The following is a 13,994-nucleotide window of genomic DNA, read 5'->3' as shown; positions in this document are numbered from 1 at the left end:
ACCTCCTGGGAATATAATACTTGATAACGGCAATAAGAAGTGACATACTGAGGACGCCTGCGAAGGCTGCCACAGCCGAGTGCTGATGGTTTTACTTCCTGCACCGAAGCCCCCCGCAAGGGGGGTTAGGTGTCTAGGTGTTATGTATGGCCGCGGTCGTGTTTTTAAGGCCCGCATACCTCCGTTCCGGTCAGCGCGCTTACGCAGGGTCCGACGTCTACCGCCAACAGATATACGACGGCAGGCGCATCCTCATACGGGCGCCCTGGCCCTTGGAGAAGCGTCGAGTTCTCCGCAGCCGGCAACGCCGGGCGGACCCGCCCGGCGTTGCGAACCTTCAGTAGCCTACTTTCCGGAGCGGTCATGGGGTACCACCACGTCGGCCGAGCCGTAGCCAGTGTTCCCGCTGGCGTCGGTGGCCCGGTACGTGACTGTGTAGACGCGGCGGTTGCCCTGGGCGCTGCGCTCGGCCCGCACGAAGATCCGGCCGTTAGTGGTGATCTGCACGTCATCAGCGGTGTTCCCGTCGCCCTGGCCGTCGTCGGGCTCGCTTACCTTCACCCCGACCAGCTCCACCCTTGGGGTAGGGTCGAGGTTGTCGCTGGCACTTACAGCAGGCTTGACCTCGACCAGCTTGTGGTTGGGTGGCCAGAGGGTAGATGGGGTAACGCTCACGGTAACACTGGGGGGCTCACGGTCTACCGTGGAAGGGTCGGTGTCCCGGATGTTGTTGAAGATTTCACCCAGGGCATACTCGAAATCGGACTGGCTTCCGCCGGGGAGGTAGAAGTACTTGCCCCCGGTTTCCTCGGCGATGCGCTTGAGCACGACCTGGCTAGAAAGCGCCGTTGTGCTCACGCTCTGAACGCCAATGCCTGCCCGGCTGGATACCGAAGCGGGCGGGAGACCACAATCCCCTGAGAGCAGCACGTTCACCCGGACATTGTTGAGCTTGGCCACCGCGAGGATCCCGCTCACGTCGCCGGGCTGGGCTGAGGCGTCGGTGATTACCACCAGATCTCGAGTGTGGTCCACATAAGGCCAAAGGGCCAAGATCCCCGAGCTGATTCCGCCTAGCACGTTCTCGGGACAGTCATCGCCACCCCAGGCGTAGAGGCCATTTACCCAACCAAGGATGGCGTTGCGGTCGGTGGTGGTGCCCAGGACCCTGACGTCGTCTTTGAAGGTGATCAGGTTCCACAGGGTGTACTCGTCCTCAGGGATGCTATTTATATACCCGGCGAGGGAAGCCTTGACCGCTCCGATGACGCTGCCCATTGAGCCGGTATCATCGACCACCAACGATACTGCGCGGGGTCTGCACTGAACATTGCGCTCGTTGGAGTACCGCCGTGCTAGCGGAATCGCGATCACCCCGCCATCAGGGTTGACCGCCTCGATGTTGAGCTTGCTTCGGTAGACTCCGTCACGGCAAGTGGCCACAACGACCAGCTCGTACTGCCTCCAGGTCGCACCTGCCGCTCCCACCTCCTTACGGACCCGGGGGCCGGTGGCAACCTTGGTCCAGACCCCGCCCTGGTTGCGTTCTAGCTCCAGGAACGCTGTGAGGAGGAAGGGCTCACTGCTGGGCGGGCATCGACCGATGGCATCGGCTTTGACTTCGGTAGGATTGTACCCCGACTGGTGCGGATAATTCAGGGTGAAGACGCATAGGCTGATGTCGATCCCCTGTGCGCTTACACCCCCAGCCGTACCTCCTATGGGATCGAACTGAACAGTGACAGCATCAGGGTCGGGTCGTTCCTGACCAAGATTCACCTTGCTGGGACTGACAGAACAAGCTGATAGCAATGCAGTTAACGCTAACAAAAAACGAACCTTGTTCATGGACTTAAGTCTAACAGTAAGAACTAGACCAAGGATGTTTGGATGACCTGCTGGGCGGTATGCAAAGGTCCCAGGTCTATACTGGCAACATGCAGCCCATGTCTGATCCTGATCTAGAGTTGCTGCGGGGGAGCCTACTCGAGGCAGCCGAAGCGCTGAGCCGTCTGGCTCGGGAGCCTGGCCCAGGAGGCCTCGAGCTCGCGGCCGCAGTAACCCAGGCTGTCTCGGAGCTGAACGGACAAGTCAATGCCCTGCTGTTGGGTCTTGCCGCTCGACCAGTGGAACCCATGGATGAGGCCTACCTGCGCTACCTAAAGGACCTGGTCCGACTGCGGGCAGGGGTGATGGAACTCGAGCAACTCCTGCTCGATCGTGCAGCCTTCGAGCGAGCGCGGGAGGAGTGGCTGGGCTTGACGGTCTTGCTAGACCGAACTTTAGAGCCGTTGATTGATCTGATGACGTTCGCTGATCCTAGCCAGCCGGAGGCTGACCTGAGCCGGGGCTACTCCTTCGACAGCGAGACTCTAGGCTTCACCCGAGTGAGGTTCAAGCCGCGTTGACACTCCTACGGCGGGCGGGAGGAAAGGCGTCTGTCACCCGGGGTGGTCAGTGAGCCCCATCCAGGCTGGCTTCGGGGAACTGCTCGAGGGGCTTGCCTGGGTCCACCCCTCCTTCACCACCCGGCTGGCCGTGCCCGGGGCTCAGTTCGTCCACCCCAAGGTCTGGCTGGGCATCCCTGTCCCCGAGGAGGCCCGCGTCGTTCAGCGCCCGGCCTGCGAACGCACCCACCGCCACAGCCAGGCCAGCCACAGCCAGGCCAGCAGCAGACCCACCGCAATTCCCACCCCCACCCCAGCCTTGAAGCCGAAGCCCACACCCTGTTGCCAGACCAACGCGACGTGCTCGAGGGTCATCAGAGTCGAGGCTCTACCAGCACCACGTCGTTCTCCCGCTCCAGGGCGTAGATCAGGTCATAGATCGGGCGGAAGAAAAGGGGGCTGAAGCCGAAGAAGACCGACACAAAGCTCTTTGGCGTAGGCTGAAAGCTGAACCGGCCCACCGCCCGAGGCTGATTACTATTGTTCCGCAGCATCTCAAACACGCCCCGCTGACGCTCCCACCCTTCGGTAAAGACCTGATCGAGGGTCTTGTTGCCCATCTCCCACCCCAGGGCATTGTTCCGCTGGGCCTTGTTGAAGAAGAGGCAGTTGACCGTCTTGGGTTCAGGCAACCCCCGCAAGGTTACGGCCTTGACCTCCTCCTTGAGGGCTGTCCACACCGCGTTGCACTCCTCCGCCGGCAGTGGCCGCCACAGAGGCCCAAGGGGAGTCGGCAGCCCGCCGGGGGTCATCACCTCCCCCTGGGCCAGGGCAAACCCCATTACCACCACCAGTACCAACAAACCTCTGATTCTCATCTAAAAAACCCTCCTTTCTTTCCGATGCCAAGGTAGCGGCTGACCCGCCGCACCCAAGATTCTAAAGCCGCGATGCGGTTCTCCGTCGAGCGCCGCATGAGCTCCTCGGCCTCCTCCAACCGGTTCTCTACCTCGAGCAATATCCGCCCCCGCTCCTCGTCCATCCGGGCCCGCAGCTCCCGTAGCTCCTTCTTGCCGGGGGGCAGGGATTTATCCTCGGAAGAGGAAGCAGGCGCGAGGGTGTCTACCCTATGGCTCACCTTCAGGGCCAGGTCTCTGGCCTCCCGTACCGCCTCGCGTAAGGCCCGAAGCCCTGGGGCCATCCCCCCCAACCGGGTCTCGCTGCGGTGCAGGCCCGCCTCCAGCCGGGCCACCGCCCGGCGTAGCTCCTCCACCTCGGCCTCGAGGCGGCCTATCTTCATCAGCGCCGCCCCCAGGGTCAGGGCATCCTCGCTGGGCAGGGGGAGCCACTCCCCCTCTGGCTCCTCGTCCGTTCGGTGTACGGGCCCTGCCCGTCCCAACAGGGGATCGTCCGGTTCGTCCACCTCGAACACCCGTTCGGCCTCCCGCGTCCGGCTGGCCGCCTCCTCCTCGGACGCTCGCACGGCCTCCAAAGCCTGCCGCCGTCCGACCGAACGTTCGGGGCTGTAGAAGTTCATGGCCGCCCGCATCCGGGCCTCGGCTAGCTGTCCGTTCGGCTCCTCCCCGAACACCGTCCGGTAAGCCTCGATCCACTTGAGGCGGCTGCGGTTTTCCTCGGAAGAGGAAGCAGGGCTCGTTTCGGTGTCCACGTTTGGTTGTACGTCCGACCCAACTGGGGCAGTCTTGCCCCCTGGCTCCTCCTGGCTGTTCGGTTCGGGAGGCAAGTCCCTGATCTGTTCAAGGGCCTCCTTCCGACTCCGCACCGCTCCGTTCTCCATCAAGCGCATGGCCCGGCTCACCCGCGCCTCGAACAGCTCGTCCACCTCCCCGAACACCGCCCGGTAGTCCTCCCGCCAGCGGGTGCGGTTCTTGCCGGTCAGAGGTCTCGCTTCAGCGACCGGCAGGGGGTTGTCCATCCTGGACAAGGGGGGTTGTCCATCCTGTCCATCCAGGTTGTCCATCCTGTCCTTTGAGGTTGTCCGGGGTTGTCCATCACCCTGTCCACCCTGTCCATCCGGGTTGTCCACAGCCAGGACAGGGGGGGTGTCCAGGGGGTGTCCATCCTGTCCCTCCACCCTGTCCACTAGAGGGGGTTCAACCACCTTTTCTCTCGCCTGCACGTTTTTTTCTTCATCCTCGTTAGACATTTTCAACCTCTGTCTTTTTAGCGTTTTCCTCTCTCCCACACGCAAAAGGACAGGGGGTGTCCGGGGGAGGGGGAAGGTGGTAAATAAGGCGCTACAAACATGTCCAGTTTCAGGGTTTGACTGGGAAGGGCAGGGGGCCCATCGTGTACTTGACCCAGGCAAGCCATATCCCGAAGCCAACCACCATACCGATCTCCCACCACCAGCTCCGCCGCTCCTGCCTGCTTGCCAGCACGAGCATCTGTGCGGTGTAGGCTGCCGCTACTGCCACCATCATCGCCTGCACGAACCCCTGCTCGTCCAGCCGGGGGCCCATAGACAGCACCCCCACCGTCCAGCCCGAACCCAGTCCTATACCCAGCCCCGCCGTCGCCTCGTGCGAGGCAAGCCGCAAAGCCGGGATTACAGCCAGGACTGCCACTGCGAGCAGGTTGGGTGAGTACATTACCGCCAACCCGATATAGGCTGCGTACACCAGGGCCGCCAGCGCCCAGAACACCACGTTCGTCCGACGTTCGGGCTCGTTCATGGCACCACCACCCTCCCGTCCGCCTCCAACCGGCTGACCCGCACCACCCCCTCGGTCTCACCCTGCACCAGCCGGAAGGCCACGTCCTTCCCGGTCGGGGTGGACAGGGTGGCCTTACCCTGGGCCACCACCTCACGAGCCACCAGCACCCGCCCGTTCAGGGTGGCCGGTGGGGTGTCGGCGTAGGTGGGCACGCCCGCCGCCTCCTGGGGGAGCATCCAGGCCTCGGCCAGCCCTCCCTGTCCAGGGTCAACCCAGGCTGCCGTTACCTGAACGTTCACCCGTTTACGGGACAACCCCACCAGCGTTCGGCGTCCGCGTTCCAGCGTGGCCTCCGTCCGGCCCTCCTGGTAGACCAGCCCATCCCGTTCGGCCCGTCCGACCAGGGTGTACGCCCCGTTCGGCAAGCTGACCCGGAAGGTGTACGGGGCTGTACAGCTCGTCCAGCTTCCCGCCGTCCGGTTGTCCTTCAGGGCCTCGAGCCGAACGCAGGCCCCCTCGAGCGCCCCCACCACCTCCACCTCCGGCGTGGGCTGGAACTCACCCGCAATCCCGGACAGGGTGTCGCATCCAGAGACCAGGAGGGCCAGCGCGGCCCCCCCGAGAATAACCAACCTTTTCAACGCTGCCTCCTAGAACCCCAGCTTGTACCCTACCCGTACCGTGAAGTCCGTCCGGCTGGCCGTTGCGTTCAGGTAGCGGAAGCTGAAGCTGCCCGGCTCGCCTGCCACCAGCCCGTCCACGCTCTTGAGGCCGAGCTCCAAAAAGGGGTTGCTGTTGGACTGGAACTGCACCCCCCACTCGCTGCCCTGGGTTCCGCTTCCGGGGAACGCCACCAGCCGGTAGTACCCCCCAAGGCTGCCAAAGTCGGCTTTCCAGTCGAGCCGCCCTTCCAGCAAGCTGTAGGGCTCCTCGCCCTGGTAACGGTAGTACCCCAAGGTTGGGGTCAGGTTGCCGAAGCGGTAGCCCACCCGAGCAAACAGCAGGTTGCGGGACAGGTTGCCCTCATGGAATCCGGCCCCCACCCCGCCCTCGGCCACCAGGCCGGGAACCAGACCGCCGTCCGGCTCATGCACCACCGAGGCCACCCCAAAAGCCGAATCCCCGTAGCCTGCGCTCAGTTTCAGGGCCACCCCCTCGAACGCCTTGAGATCGCCCCGGCTCTCCGCAACACCGTTCTGGGAGCGGTGCTGGAGCGCCAGTCCGTCCTGTTCGGCCCGCACCTGTACGCCCGCCTGGGATAGCCGTCCGGTGAGCCGAACGCCGTTCGCCTCTCCCTGGACGAACACCTCACCGTCCGGCTGCCCGTCCGAGAGGCCGACCGAACCCCCTACGGTGAGCCTTGGGGCGTTCTTGCCTTTCTTCTCCAGGGTGTCCACCCGTCCGCCCAGTTCAAAGACCTTTTTGTTCAGTTCCCCCTGAGCGGCCTGGGTACGCCCCTCGAGGTCGCGGATGACCTGCTCGAGGGCGTTCACCCGGGCCTGAAGCGTGCGTAAGTCGGCCTCGCCGCGCTTGATCAGGTTCTCCAGCGCACCTACCGAACCGAGCAGTTCCCCGATTTCCTCCCGCGTTACCATCTGGCTGGACACCTGGGCCAGTTCCTCGGCCAGCCCCTCCACGTTCTTGCGGGTCTCCTCCAGGCCCGCCTTGACCTCGGGGTAGTCCTCCAGCGCCTCCTGCACGATCTTCAACGCCTCCTGGAGATCGCTGATGGCGGCCAGCGCCTCCTCGAGCCGGGCCTGGGAGTCCTGGGCTAACGCCTCCCGCACCCGCTTCGCCACGTCATCCGCAAAAACCAGATAGGTGCGGTACAGCATGGCGGCCACCTGATAGCGGGTCATATATTCCCTTCCCCTGAAGGTGCCGTCCGGGTAGCCCTGCACGATGCCCTTCTCATAGAGAAACCGGATGCTCTCCAGGTTGGCAGGCACATCCGAGAAGGGGGCCTGTTGCGCGAGGGCTAAACCTAGACTGGTACTCCAGACTGAAAAACCGACTTTTGCTAGTTGCCTAAGATTATTTTGCAAAGCCATAGCAATACTATATTACCGCATATTTGCACAATAATCCTGCAAGCGCACCACCTGGCCCCGGTAAGCCTCGCCTCCCATCAGCCCGGTCGCCATTGCCAGGTTGCTGACAAAAGGTTCCCCCCGCAACCACTCGATACCCACGCCTTGCGGTCTTCTGCCGTAGCCTTCCAGCCCCGGAATCTGCCAGACCTGACCGTTCACCCGCACGATTCCCCCTGCCTCTACGGGGAAGGTGCCCTGTACCTGCCAGTAGGTGCGCTCGAGCCAGGGTCGGATGCGGGCGGTGACCTCCTCGTGGGTCTTACGGGTCTCGAAGAGCCGGGGATAGATGTCAGCCGCCGTACACCAGTTCCACCCGCACTGAGTGCCTTCACCACTGCCCCGGTAGCGTCCCTGGAGGTCATAGATGTAGTATCCGCGCCAGCCACAACCAAACCGGCAACTGGCGGCGTACTCCACCGAGCGGAAGGTCTCCAACCCCGTACCAGGGTCAAAAGTGAAGCTCGTGTTGTTCCCGAGCGCCCCCGTATACCGGCTCGTCCGGCTGGTGTCCACCCCCACCTCCACCCGCGCCGTCCGTGAAACCAGCGTGCAGTCCCCCCGTACCGTCCCGCCTGCTTCTACCAGGGGTAGGGTCTGGCCGCTGTAGATGCGGTAGGGGTCATAGCCCTGCACCTGTACGTCCAGCAGCCGCCCGTTCCACACATGGGTAAACAGGTAGTTGCTGCTCTGGGGGTCGCCCAGGTAGCGCTCGGTGGTCAGCAGCTCCACCCGTGCGGTGAGCGCCCCCGTCCAGCTACCCTCCACCCAGGTGCGGCCCTCGCGGGGAGCCCCGGAAAGCCCCATCCACAGGGCGATGCGGTCGTTCTCGGCCCATCCAGGGTCGTAGATGAGCCCCTGACCCCTGAGCACGATGCCGTCGAGGGTACTGCCCTTACCCACAATGAGGCCGATGGGCTCCCGGATACTGCCCGGCAGCACCCGAATAGCGGCGTTGGCGCTGCCGCAATACCGCCTGGCCTCCGTCTGGGGTAGGTAAAAGGTCGTGGGCCCCACCGTGCGCCACTGGGAAAGCTGAATAGCCCACGGGGTGATGCTGGGCACTACCAGATGCAGTTCCCCCGGCGTGTTCAGCACACTCTTGAGCCCCGCCAGGTCGTTCAGGCTACCGCCGGTGGTCTGGGCCAGGCCCAGGCCCATTGAGGCCAGAATCATCCAGATACTTCTCATGGGGTTACCTCCCGAGCACTCTGTTGCAGCGCGGCCAGGGAGAGCGCCTTGCGGAAGAGTTCAGCGCCCCCTTTGGGTAGCTCCACCACCTGCACCTGGGGGTCGCTGAAGTCCCCCACTGCCGAAAGCAGGATGTAGTCGTGCCGGTAGCCCCGCACCACCAGCACCCCCGCCACCCCCCGTCCGCCGATCTCATACGAGCGGCTGTCGCGGATGCCACCAAAGGCTCCCAAGCTCACCCCTCCCTGCTGAAACAGGCCGCTCACCGCCTGTCCCTGCACCGCATACAACCGGCTCTGCACCGGGGCTATCGAGTAACAGATGCCTGTGCAGCGGGGGAGAAAGTTGCCGTCCCGGTTCAAATAGCCCCGCACCAGGTAGTCCCGCAAGACCGCCCGCACCGGCTCGGCCAGGCCGGTGACCAGGCCCTCGATGAACATGGGCTGTCCGCCTCGGAGGTTTCCAAACATTTCGATGTAGTTCGTTGCCTCCGCCTCCCGCCATAGCAGCCAAGGAAGCTGCCCCCCCTCCACCGTCCAGGGGATCAGCACCATCACCCTGGCCTGGGCCACCGCCGCACAGTTGGGGCTGCTGGCGCTGAAGATGTACTGCCCGTTGAGCGAAGCGTTTACAGACAGGCTCAGGCTACCAGCGTTGGTGTTTTGCCACGCCCAGACCTGCGAGTAGGTATCCCAGCGTCCCTCAATGCGAAGGGAGAGCTCCAGCCGCTCCACCACCGCCCCCGAACGCACCGTTACGTTCAGGTTGCCAGGGCTCACCACCCCGCCCTGGGGGTTCACCTCCAGCGTGAGCGGGCAGGCCCAGGCCAGGCCGCTGAGCAGCAAAGCGCCAATCCATCTCATGAGCGTCCTCCCATCTGCCAGAGCTGCTCGAGGTAGTAGGCCACCTGCATCCCGATCTCCGGGCTTGCCAGTACCGTCCACAGCCCTTTGTTATCCCGCACCACGAAGTACCTCCGGTCAATGAGCAACATGCCTTTACCCCTCAAACCCTTGAGGTAGCGCACCTCCATCCCGGTTCGCACCCAGCCGGGCAGTGCGCCCCCCACCAGCACGCGGGTGCGTGCGGGTAGGACACGGGCGAAAGCGGGGTCAGGGAGGTCGCCAATCACCAGGGCATCTTGCCCCCCTACGCTGCTCACCCATCCCACCGCCTGGGCAAGACTGGGGGTCTGGAACAGGATTTGCTGACTCTGACCCTGAGCGAGGCCCAAACCCATCCCCAGAAGAAGGAAGGCCAGGAATCTCATTTGACCTCCTGCTTGCGCTGCTGGGCGTTCCTGATCTGATCCACCAGCAAGCGTCCCCAGGTGAGCACCTGGCGCAGGGTGGGGCCGTCGAGCTGCCACCAGCTCGGCATGTAGACCACCTGGTTGTCCAGGATGAGCAGGGGCAGGCCCGTGCGCCCCACCACTCCTAGCGGTTCGTTCTCGTTGCTGCTGGCCGCCACCTTCACGAAGCTGGACAGCTCACGATTCTCCGTCCAGCCTCTAAACCACACCACCTGTTCCTGCGGGACTACCGCGAAAATCTGGGGCCGCTGCTGCTGGCGCTGGGGGTCGGTGGTGCGTAACCAGCCGTCGAGGTACTGGATCACCGGCTGGAAGGACTGCACGTCCCCGATGATCAGCACCTCACGGGAGCGCTCGAGGCGGCTTTGCACATCCTGCTGCCAGTCAGCCGGATAGATCATGTCCGCCGGTAGCAGGCAGGTAATCCGCAGGGCGCACAGCCCGTTCCGCAAGAGGTCGTAGGCGGTCTTGTAGTCCCGCGCATCAATCGCCAGGCTTCCTCCTCCGAGGAAAACCGTCAGAAACAGCACATAAATCCAGCGCATCCTTCACCTCAACAGCAGGTCGTACACGTTGCCCGAGAAGCCGGGGATGCTCACCCCGCTCACCCCCAGCCCCGGCTGGCCCTTGACCCTGGGAATCTCGTACCCTTCCGGCACGCTCACCCACCCCCAGTAGGTGCGCTCACCCGCGAAGGGGAGCACATAGGGCGCTACGGGGATGGGCCGGGGGAAGTCCAGGCTTCCCGTCAGACTGATGAAGGGCGGGCTGGGGATCAGGCTCACTTTGATCCGCACCGGCACCCACCAGTAGAACAAAGCCCGCATCCCTAATGAGGCCGCCACCCCCAAGGGGTTGCGGTCGGCGCGGAAGTCGGGCACGGTGGTGACCTCAGCCCGGTTCCAGACCTGGAAGAAGCTTAGATAGCCAAACCGCTCGTAGATGTAGGGATTGGAGGGGGGGAACCAGCGCTTGAGCTCCTCCAGCCGCCAGGCCCCCGGCGCGTTCTTGTGGTTGATGAAGAGGTCGCGCCCGGCCAGCTTGCTCCCCTCGTCGGTAGCGGCCAGGGTGTTCAGCGCCAGTCGCATAGCCTTCTCGTCCAGCCCAGCGATAAGCCCGGTCAACTGGGCGCTGACTGGCTGCAAAAAAGACAGCTTGGACAGGCTATTGAGCGCCTGGTAGTAGTAGGCCGTCCCGGCCAGCCGCTCAGCCTCGGGTAGCCGGGGCAACGCCCGCTGCAAGGTTTGCAGCATCCCCTGGGCCTCGCTCACCAGGTTCTGCGGGGTGAGGCCGTCCAGCGTCCGCATCACCGGCGTCACCACCGCGCCCCCCTCCAGCACATGGGCCTGCCAGGGCATGGGGGCGAAGACCCTGAGCCTTGTGGGGTCAGAGAGGTCGGTGGGCACTCGGGGCCTCAGCGCACTCAGTACGTCGAGTTGATAGGCCGGATAGTACGTCGCCACCGCGTGGGAGATTCCGTCCGAGACCCGTGTCTGGGCTGCGCTGTCGTTGAACCACAGCGGCTGCCCTTCCTCGTACCCCGGCGTGCACCAGGAAAAGCCGATAGCGTCAATGTCCAGACAGAACCCCGGCACGTACATCAGGGGCAGAATCTCAAGCCCTAACCCGTCGCAAAAGTCCTCGCTGTTCACCTGCGGCACCGGCCAGTAGGCGTCCAGCATGTGCTGGCCCTGGGCGGCTGGACTGGGCCAGCCAAGCCCTGGGTCGAACCCCTGGGGTACGCTCCCCGAGGGCACGTCCACCTGTACCTCCGGCAGGGGCGGGTTGAGGTCAGGCCCCTTGAGCCCGGCCCAGCAGTACACCGCATAGAGCGCGGGGTTGTTGAGCCGGGTAATGACGTGCCAGTAGTAGCGCTCCTCGAAGCGCTGCCAGGCTTTTCTCAGGTCGCGGGCCACCTCCTGGGTGGTCAGCAGGTCGCTCATGGGTAGCCGCCACTCGTGGGCCACCGCCGCCCGCCCCTCGCGCCGGGCCTGCTGGTTCTCCTTCCAGCGGTCGGCCCGCAGGACTTCCACAAAGGGCCATTTGAGCAGGGTGAGCCGTTCCAGCCGGTAGTCCGGGGCGCTCACCAGGTAGCGCGTCGTGTCAGGGTAGCGGGGGTCTTGCGCCAGCGCTACCCCGAGCAGCAAAGCCAGTCCAATCCATCGCATCAATCCCACCTCCCTAATTGCAATCCCTCGGGTTCACCCCCTGAGAGCAGGGTGTCCAGGGCCTCGGCAAACTCGGGGTAGAGCACGAACTTCCCCTTGCCCCGCACCTCCAGGCACATGGCGAAGGACGGGCGGCTTCTGCGCCTGCCCTCGTTCGGGTCGCCCAGGATGGGCAGCAGCACCGGGTTTTCCAGCAGGTCGAGGATGGTCTCCCCGTGGGCGGTCGCCACCACCCGCACCCCCCGCCTCGAGGCGGTCAAACACTGAAACACGTCCTCGTTGTAGCCGATCTCGTCCGCCACCACCACCTCGGGGCTATGGTTGGCGATGGCCTGGTAGATCACCCAACCCTGGTTCTTCGAGGGTGGGTCTGGCACCTGCAAGCGCCTCGCTGGGGAGATGCCGGGATGGATGAGCTTCCCATCCCCGCCGATCTCGTTGCTGGTGTCCACCACCGCCACCCGTGGCCCGTAGCGCCCGGCCAGAATCCGCACGATGTCCCGCAAGAGGGTGGTCTTCCCCGTCCTGGGCGGCCCCACCACCAGCATCGAACCACTCTGCTCGAGCCAGGGCCGCAAGGGTTCGGCCACCCCCATTACGAAGCGCCCGATGCGGATGGTGACCCCTACCGTCTCCCCGTAAGCGTCCTGGATGCGGCTGACACGGTGCAACGTGCCCTCCAGCCCGGCCCGGTTGTTCTCCTTGAAGCCGCCCAGCCGGTGGGTCAGGTAGGAGAGGTCGTCCTTGTTGACGGTGCGGCTCTCCAGGATGTAGACCTGATCCGCTGCGGTGTAGATCAGGGGCTTGCCCAGGTCGAGCACTATCTCGTCCAGGCTGTCCCGGTGCGCCTCCACCTCCACCCGCACCCAGGGGGGCAGCCGCTCCATCAGCCGGGCGAACTCCTCCGGGAAGCGCTCGTGTACCCAGACCCGTGTTACGTCTTGTTTTTCTTCAACCACTGGTACACCCATAGCACGTCCCTCACGTATTTCTGCGTCTCGGGGTAGGGGGGGACACCCCGGTACTTTCGCACCGCCCCCGGCCCGGCGTTATAGGCGGCCAGGGCCAGCCGCCAGTCCTGGAAGGTGTCCCACTGCTGCCGCAGGTAGCGGGCGCTGCCCCACAGGTTCCACTGCGGCTCACGCAAACGCTGCTCTGCAATGCCCATCGCCCGGCCCGTCCCCGGCATAATCTGCCCCAGACCCACAGCCCCCTTGGGAGAGACCGCGTTCACACAGAAGCGGCTCTCCACCCAGACCAGCGCGATGAGCAGGTCGGGGTCGAGGCCGTAGCCACGGGCGTAATAAGCCGCCACCCCTGCCAGGTCAGCAGGCACCCGCCCGCAGGCCAGGCCCAGGGAGAGGGCCACCAGCAGGGCCATCAGCCGCGACATACCCCCTCCGGGCGCAACGACTCCAAGGCCCACTGCACCACCGCCGGATCAAACTGGCTGCCGCTGCCCGCCTCGAGTTCCCCCAACGCCTCTACCCACGAACGAGCGGGGCGGTAGGGCCGCTCGGCCAGCATCGCATCCAGCGCATCCAGCACCGCACACACCCGCCCCGCCAGGGGGATTTCCTGACCCGAAAGTCCGTACAGATACCCCTGCCCGTCCCAGCGCTCGTGGTGGTAGAGCACCGCATCCAGCCCGACCTTGTTTATCCTGGTATTCTTGAGTGTAGCCAGCTTGCGGTAGCCGATGACCACGTGAGTTTTCATCGCCTCCTGCTCCTCCTGGGTGAGGGGGCGCGGGAGCAGGTAGGGGCGGCCCGGCACGAACAGCCGCCCGTAGTCGTGGTACAACGCCGCGAGCTCAAAGTCCAGCCCCAGGCCAAAATCCTGCGCGGCCTGAGCCGCCCAGCGCCGCAGGTTGGGGGTGTGCCCCAGCAGGCCCACCAACCATATCGCGTGCTCCTCTAGCTCCTTGAGGGTGATCATCGCTCCATCTCCTCCGAACGCTCAGCCTGCACCGCCATCCGCGCGATCCCCCGCCGGATGTGGCGCAGCTCGTCCAGTAGCGCCCCCTGGTAGAGCACCAGCGCCCCCAGCAGCAGGTTGATTACGCCAAACTCGATCATGCTGCCCCGGAGAAGAAAAATCCCCGGCAGCACGCCCGAAAGACCGACTACCACCCCTACCCAGCCGATGATTCGTAAGAACTTCTCCAC

At 64.6% G+C, this 13,994-nt stretch carries 18 protein-coding genes; 1 reads left to right on the top strand and 17 read right to left on the bottom strand.

The window, feature by feature from the left end:
• Positions 1 to 345: 345 nt before the first annotated feature.
• Positions 346 to 1,848 (bottom strand): VWA domain-containing protein, encoded by a 1,503-nt coding sequence (locus WKI89_RS05260; protein ID WP_013012834.1) that lies wholly within the window; start codon positions 1,846 to 1,848, stop codon positions 346 to 348.
• A gap of 89 nt (positions 1,849 to 1,937) precedes the next feature.
• Between WKI89_RS05260 and WKI89_RS05255 the strand changes: the two genes are divergently transcribed.
• The gene (locus tag WKI89_RS05255; RefSeq protein ID WP_110528495.1) at positions 1,938 to 2,408 is read left to right on the top strand and encodes a hypothetical protein; all 471 of its coding nucleotides are present in this window, start codon (positions 1,938 to 1,940) and stop codon (positions 2,406 to 2,408) included.
• 46 nt (positions 2,409 to 2,454) lie between these two features.
• On the opposite strand, the gene WKI89_RS05250 is transcribed toward WKI89_RS05255, so the two are convergent.
• The 16 genes from WKI89_RS05250 to WKI89_RS05175 all read right to left on the bottom strand — a co-directional run bounded on the left by WKI89_RS05250 (position 2,455) and on the right by WKI89_RS05175 (position 13,994).
• Positions 2,455 to 2,658 (bottom strand): hypothetical protein, encoded by a 204-nt coding sequence (locus WKI89_RS05250; RefSeq protein WP_146237985.1) that lies wholly within the window; start codon positions 2,656 to 2,658, stop codon positions 2,455 to 2,457.
• Entirely contained in the window at positions 2,610 to 2,762 is a 153-nt protein-coding gene (locus WKI89_RS05245) for a hypothetical protein (RefSeq protein WP_165363906.1), read from the bottom strand. The genes WKI89_RS05250 and WKI89_RS05245 overlap by 49 nt, the downstream gene beginning before the upstream one ends.
• A complete protein-coding gene (locus WKI89_RS05240) occupies positions 2,762 to 3,265 on the bottom strand; it encodes a hypothetical protein (protein WP_129865580.1) in 504 nt (167 codons plus the stop codon). The genes WKI89_RS05245 and WKI89_RS05240 overlap by 1 nt, the downstream gene beginning before the upstream one ends.
• Positions 3,262 to 4,554, bottom strand: a complete 1,293-nt coding sequence (locus tag WKI89_RS05235; RefSeq protein ID WP_129865581.1) for a hypothetical protein — start codon at positions 4,552 to 4,554, stop codon at positions 3,262 to 3,264. The genes WKI89_RS05240 and WKI89_RS05235 overlap by 4 nt, the downstream gene beginning before the upstream one ends.
• A 109-nt stretch (positions 4,555 to 4,663) precedes the next feature.
• Positions 4,664 to 5,083 (bottom strand): hypothetical protein, encoded by a 420-nt coding sequence (locus WKI89_RS05230; protein WP_129865582.1) that lies wholly within the window; start codon positions 5,081 to 5,083, stop codon positions 4,664 to 4,666.
• Positions 5,080 to 5,706: a hypothetical protein gene (locus tag WKI89_RS05225; RefSeq protein WP_129865583.1), complete on the bottom strand. Its 627-nt coding sequence runs from the start codon at positions 5,704 to 5,706 to the stop codon at positions 5,080 to 5,082. Before WKI89_RS05225 ends, WKI89_RS05230 begins: the two co-directional genes overlap by 4 nt.
• 9 nt (positions 5,707 to 5,715) lie before the next feature.
• Positions 5,716 to 7,014, bottom strand: a complete 1,299-nt coding sequence (locus tag WKI89_RS05220) for an S-layer homology domain-containing protein (protein ID WP_254431547.1) — start codon at positions 7,012 to 7,014, stop codon at positions 5,716 to 5,718.
• A 114-nt stretch (positions 7,015 to 7,128) separates the two neighbouring features.
• Complete coding sequence (locus WKI89_RS05215) at positions 7,129 to 8,346, bottom strand: hypothetical protein (protein ID WP_129865585.1); 1,218 nt, start codon at positions 8,344 to 8,346, stop codon at positions 7,129 to 7,131.
• Entirely contained in the window at positions 8,343 to 9,209 is an 867-nt protein-coding gene (locus tag WKI89_RS05210) for a hypothetical protein (protein ID WP_129865586.1), read from the bottom strand. The genes WKI89_RS05215 and WKI89_RS05210 overlap by 4 nt, the downstream gene beginning before the upstream one ends.
• On the bottom strand, positions 9,206 to 9,616 hold the full coding sequence (locus WKI89_RS05205; RefSeq protein ID WP_129865587.1) for a hypothetical protein: 411 nt from the start codon (positions 9,614 to 9,616) through the stop codon (positions 9,206 to 9,208). Before WKI89_RS05205 ends, WKI89_RS05210 begins: the two co-directional genes overlap by 4 nt.
• Positions 9,613 to 10,203 carry a hypothetical protein gene (locus WKI89_RS05200; RefSeq protein WP_129865588.1) on the bottom strand — a complete coding sequence of 197 codons (591 nt, stop codon included), beginning with the start codon at positions 10,201 to 10,203 and terminating at the stop codon, positions 9,613 to 9,615. The genes WKI89_RS05205 and WKI89_RS05200 overlap by 4 nt, the downstream gene beginning before the upstream one ends.
• A gap of 3 nt (positions 10,204 to 10,206) precedes the next feature.
• The gene (locus tag WKI89_RS05195; RefSeq protein WP_337868151.1) at positions 10,207 to 11,826 is read right to left on the bottom strand and encodes a hypothetical protein; all 1,620 of its coding nucleotides are present in this window, start codon (positions 11,824 to 11,826) and stop codon (positions 10,207 to 10,209) included.
• The gene (locus WKI89_RS05190) at positions 11,826 to 12,797 is read right to left on the bottom strand and encodes an AAA family ATPase (protein ID WP_337868150.1); all 972 of its coding nucleotides are present in this window, start codon (positions 12,795 to 12,797) and stop codon (positions 11,826 to 11,828) included. The genes WKI89_RS05195 and WKI89_RS05190 overlap by 1 nt, the downstream gene beginning before the upstream one ends.
• Complete coding sequence (locus WKI89_RS05185) at positions 12,761 to 13,219, bottom strand: lytic transglycosylase domain-containing protein (RefSeq protein ID WP_337868149.1); 459 nt, start codon at positions 13,217 to 13,219, stop codon at positions 12,761 to 12,763. Before WKI89_RS05185 ends, WKI89_RS05190 begins: the two co-directional genes overlap by 37 nt.
• The gene (locus WKI89_RS05180; protein ID WP_337868148.1) at positions 13,207 to 13,764 is read right to left on the bottom strand and encodes an HD domain-containing phosphohydrolase; all 558 of its coding nucleotides are present in this window, start codon (positions 13,762 to 13,764) and stop codon (positions 13,207 to 13,209) included. The genes WKI89_RS05185 and WKI89_RS05180 overlap by 13 nt, the downstream gene beginning before the upstream one ends.
• Entirely contained in the window at positions 13,761 to 13,994 is a 234-nt protein-coding gene (locus WKI89_RS05175) for a hypothetical protein (protein WP_337868147.1), read from the bottom strand. Before WKI89_RS05175 ends, WKI89_RS05180 begins: the two co-directional genes overlap by 4 nt.

Source organism: Meiothermus sp., from assembly GCF_037443965.1.
Taxonomy (GTDB): Bacteria; Deinococcota; Deinococci; order Deinococcales; family Thermaceae; genus Meiothermus.
Note: the sequence above shows the minus strand (reverse complement) of the source record. Positions and strands in the feature narration are given on the sequence as shown.

Coding starts and splice junctions, on each gene's coding strand:
- WKI89_RS05205 (WP_129865587.1), bottom strand. CDS start 9,616: ATGAGATTCCTGGCCTTCCTTCTTCTGGGGATGGGTTTGGGCCTCGCT.
- WKI89_RS05240 (WP_129865580.1), bottom strand. CDS start 3,265: ATGAGAATCAGAGGTTTGTTGGTACTGGTGGTGGTAATGGGGTTTGCC.
- WKI89_RS05255 (WP_110528495.1), top strand. CDS start 1,938: ATGCAGCCCATGTCTGATCCTGATCTAGAGTTGCTGCGGGGGAGCCTA.
- WKI89_RS05190 (WP_337868150.1), bottom strand. CDS start 12,797: ATGGGTGTACCAGTGGTTGAAGAAAAACAAGACGTAACACGGGTCTGG.
- WKI89_RS05210 (WP_129865586.1), bottom strand. CDS start 9,209: ATGAGATGGATTGGCGCTTTGCTGCTCAGCGGCCTGGCCTGGGCCTGC.
- WKI89_RS05260 (WP_013012834.1), bottom strand. CDS start 1,848: ATGAACAAGGTTCGTTTTTTGTTAGCGTTAACTGCATTGCTATCAGCT.
- WKI89_RS05230 (WP_129865582.1), bottom strand. CDS start 5,083: ATGAACGAGCCCGAACGTCGGACGAACGTGGTGTTCTGGGCGCTGGCG.
- WKI89_RS05195 (WP_337868151.1), bottom strand. CDS start 11,826: ATGCGATGGATTGGACTGGCTTTGCTGCTCGGGGTAGCGCTGGCGCAA.
- WKI89_RS05245 (WP_165363906.1), bottom strand. CDS start 2,762: ATGACCCTCGAGCACGTCGCGTTGGTCTGGCAACAGGGTGTGGGCTTC.
- WKI89_RS05200 (WP_129865588.1), bottom strand. CDS start 10,203: ATGCGCTGGATTTATGTGCTGTTTCTGACGGTTTTCCTCGGAGGAGGA.
- WKI89_RS05185 (WP_337868149.1), bottom strand. CDS start 13,219: ATGTCGCGGCTGATGGCCCTGCTGGTGGCCCTCTCCCTGGGCCTGGCC.
- WKI89_RS05215 (WP_129865585.1), bottom strand. CDS start 8,346: ATGAGAAGTATCTGGATGATTCTGGCCTCAATGGGCCTGGGCCTGGCC.
- WKI89_RS05235 (WP_129865581.1), bottom strand. CDS start 4,554: ATGTCTAACGAGGATGAAGAAAAAAACGTGCAGGCGAGAGAAAAGGTG.
- WKI89_RS05180 (WP_337868148.1), bottom strand. CDS start 13,764: ATGATCACCCTCAAGGAGCTAGAGGAGCACGCGATATGGTTGGTGGGC.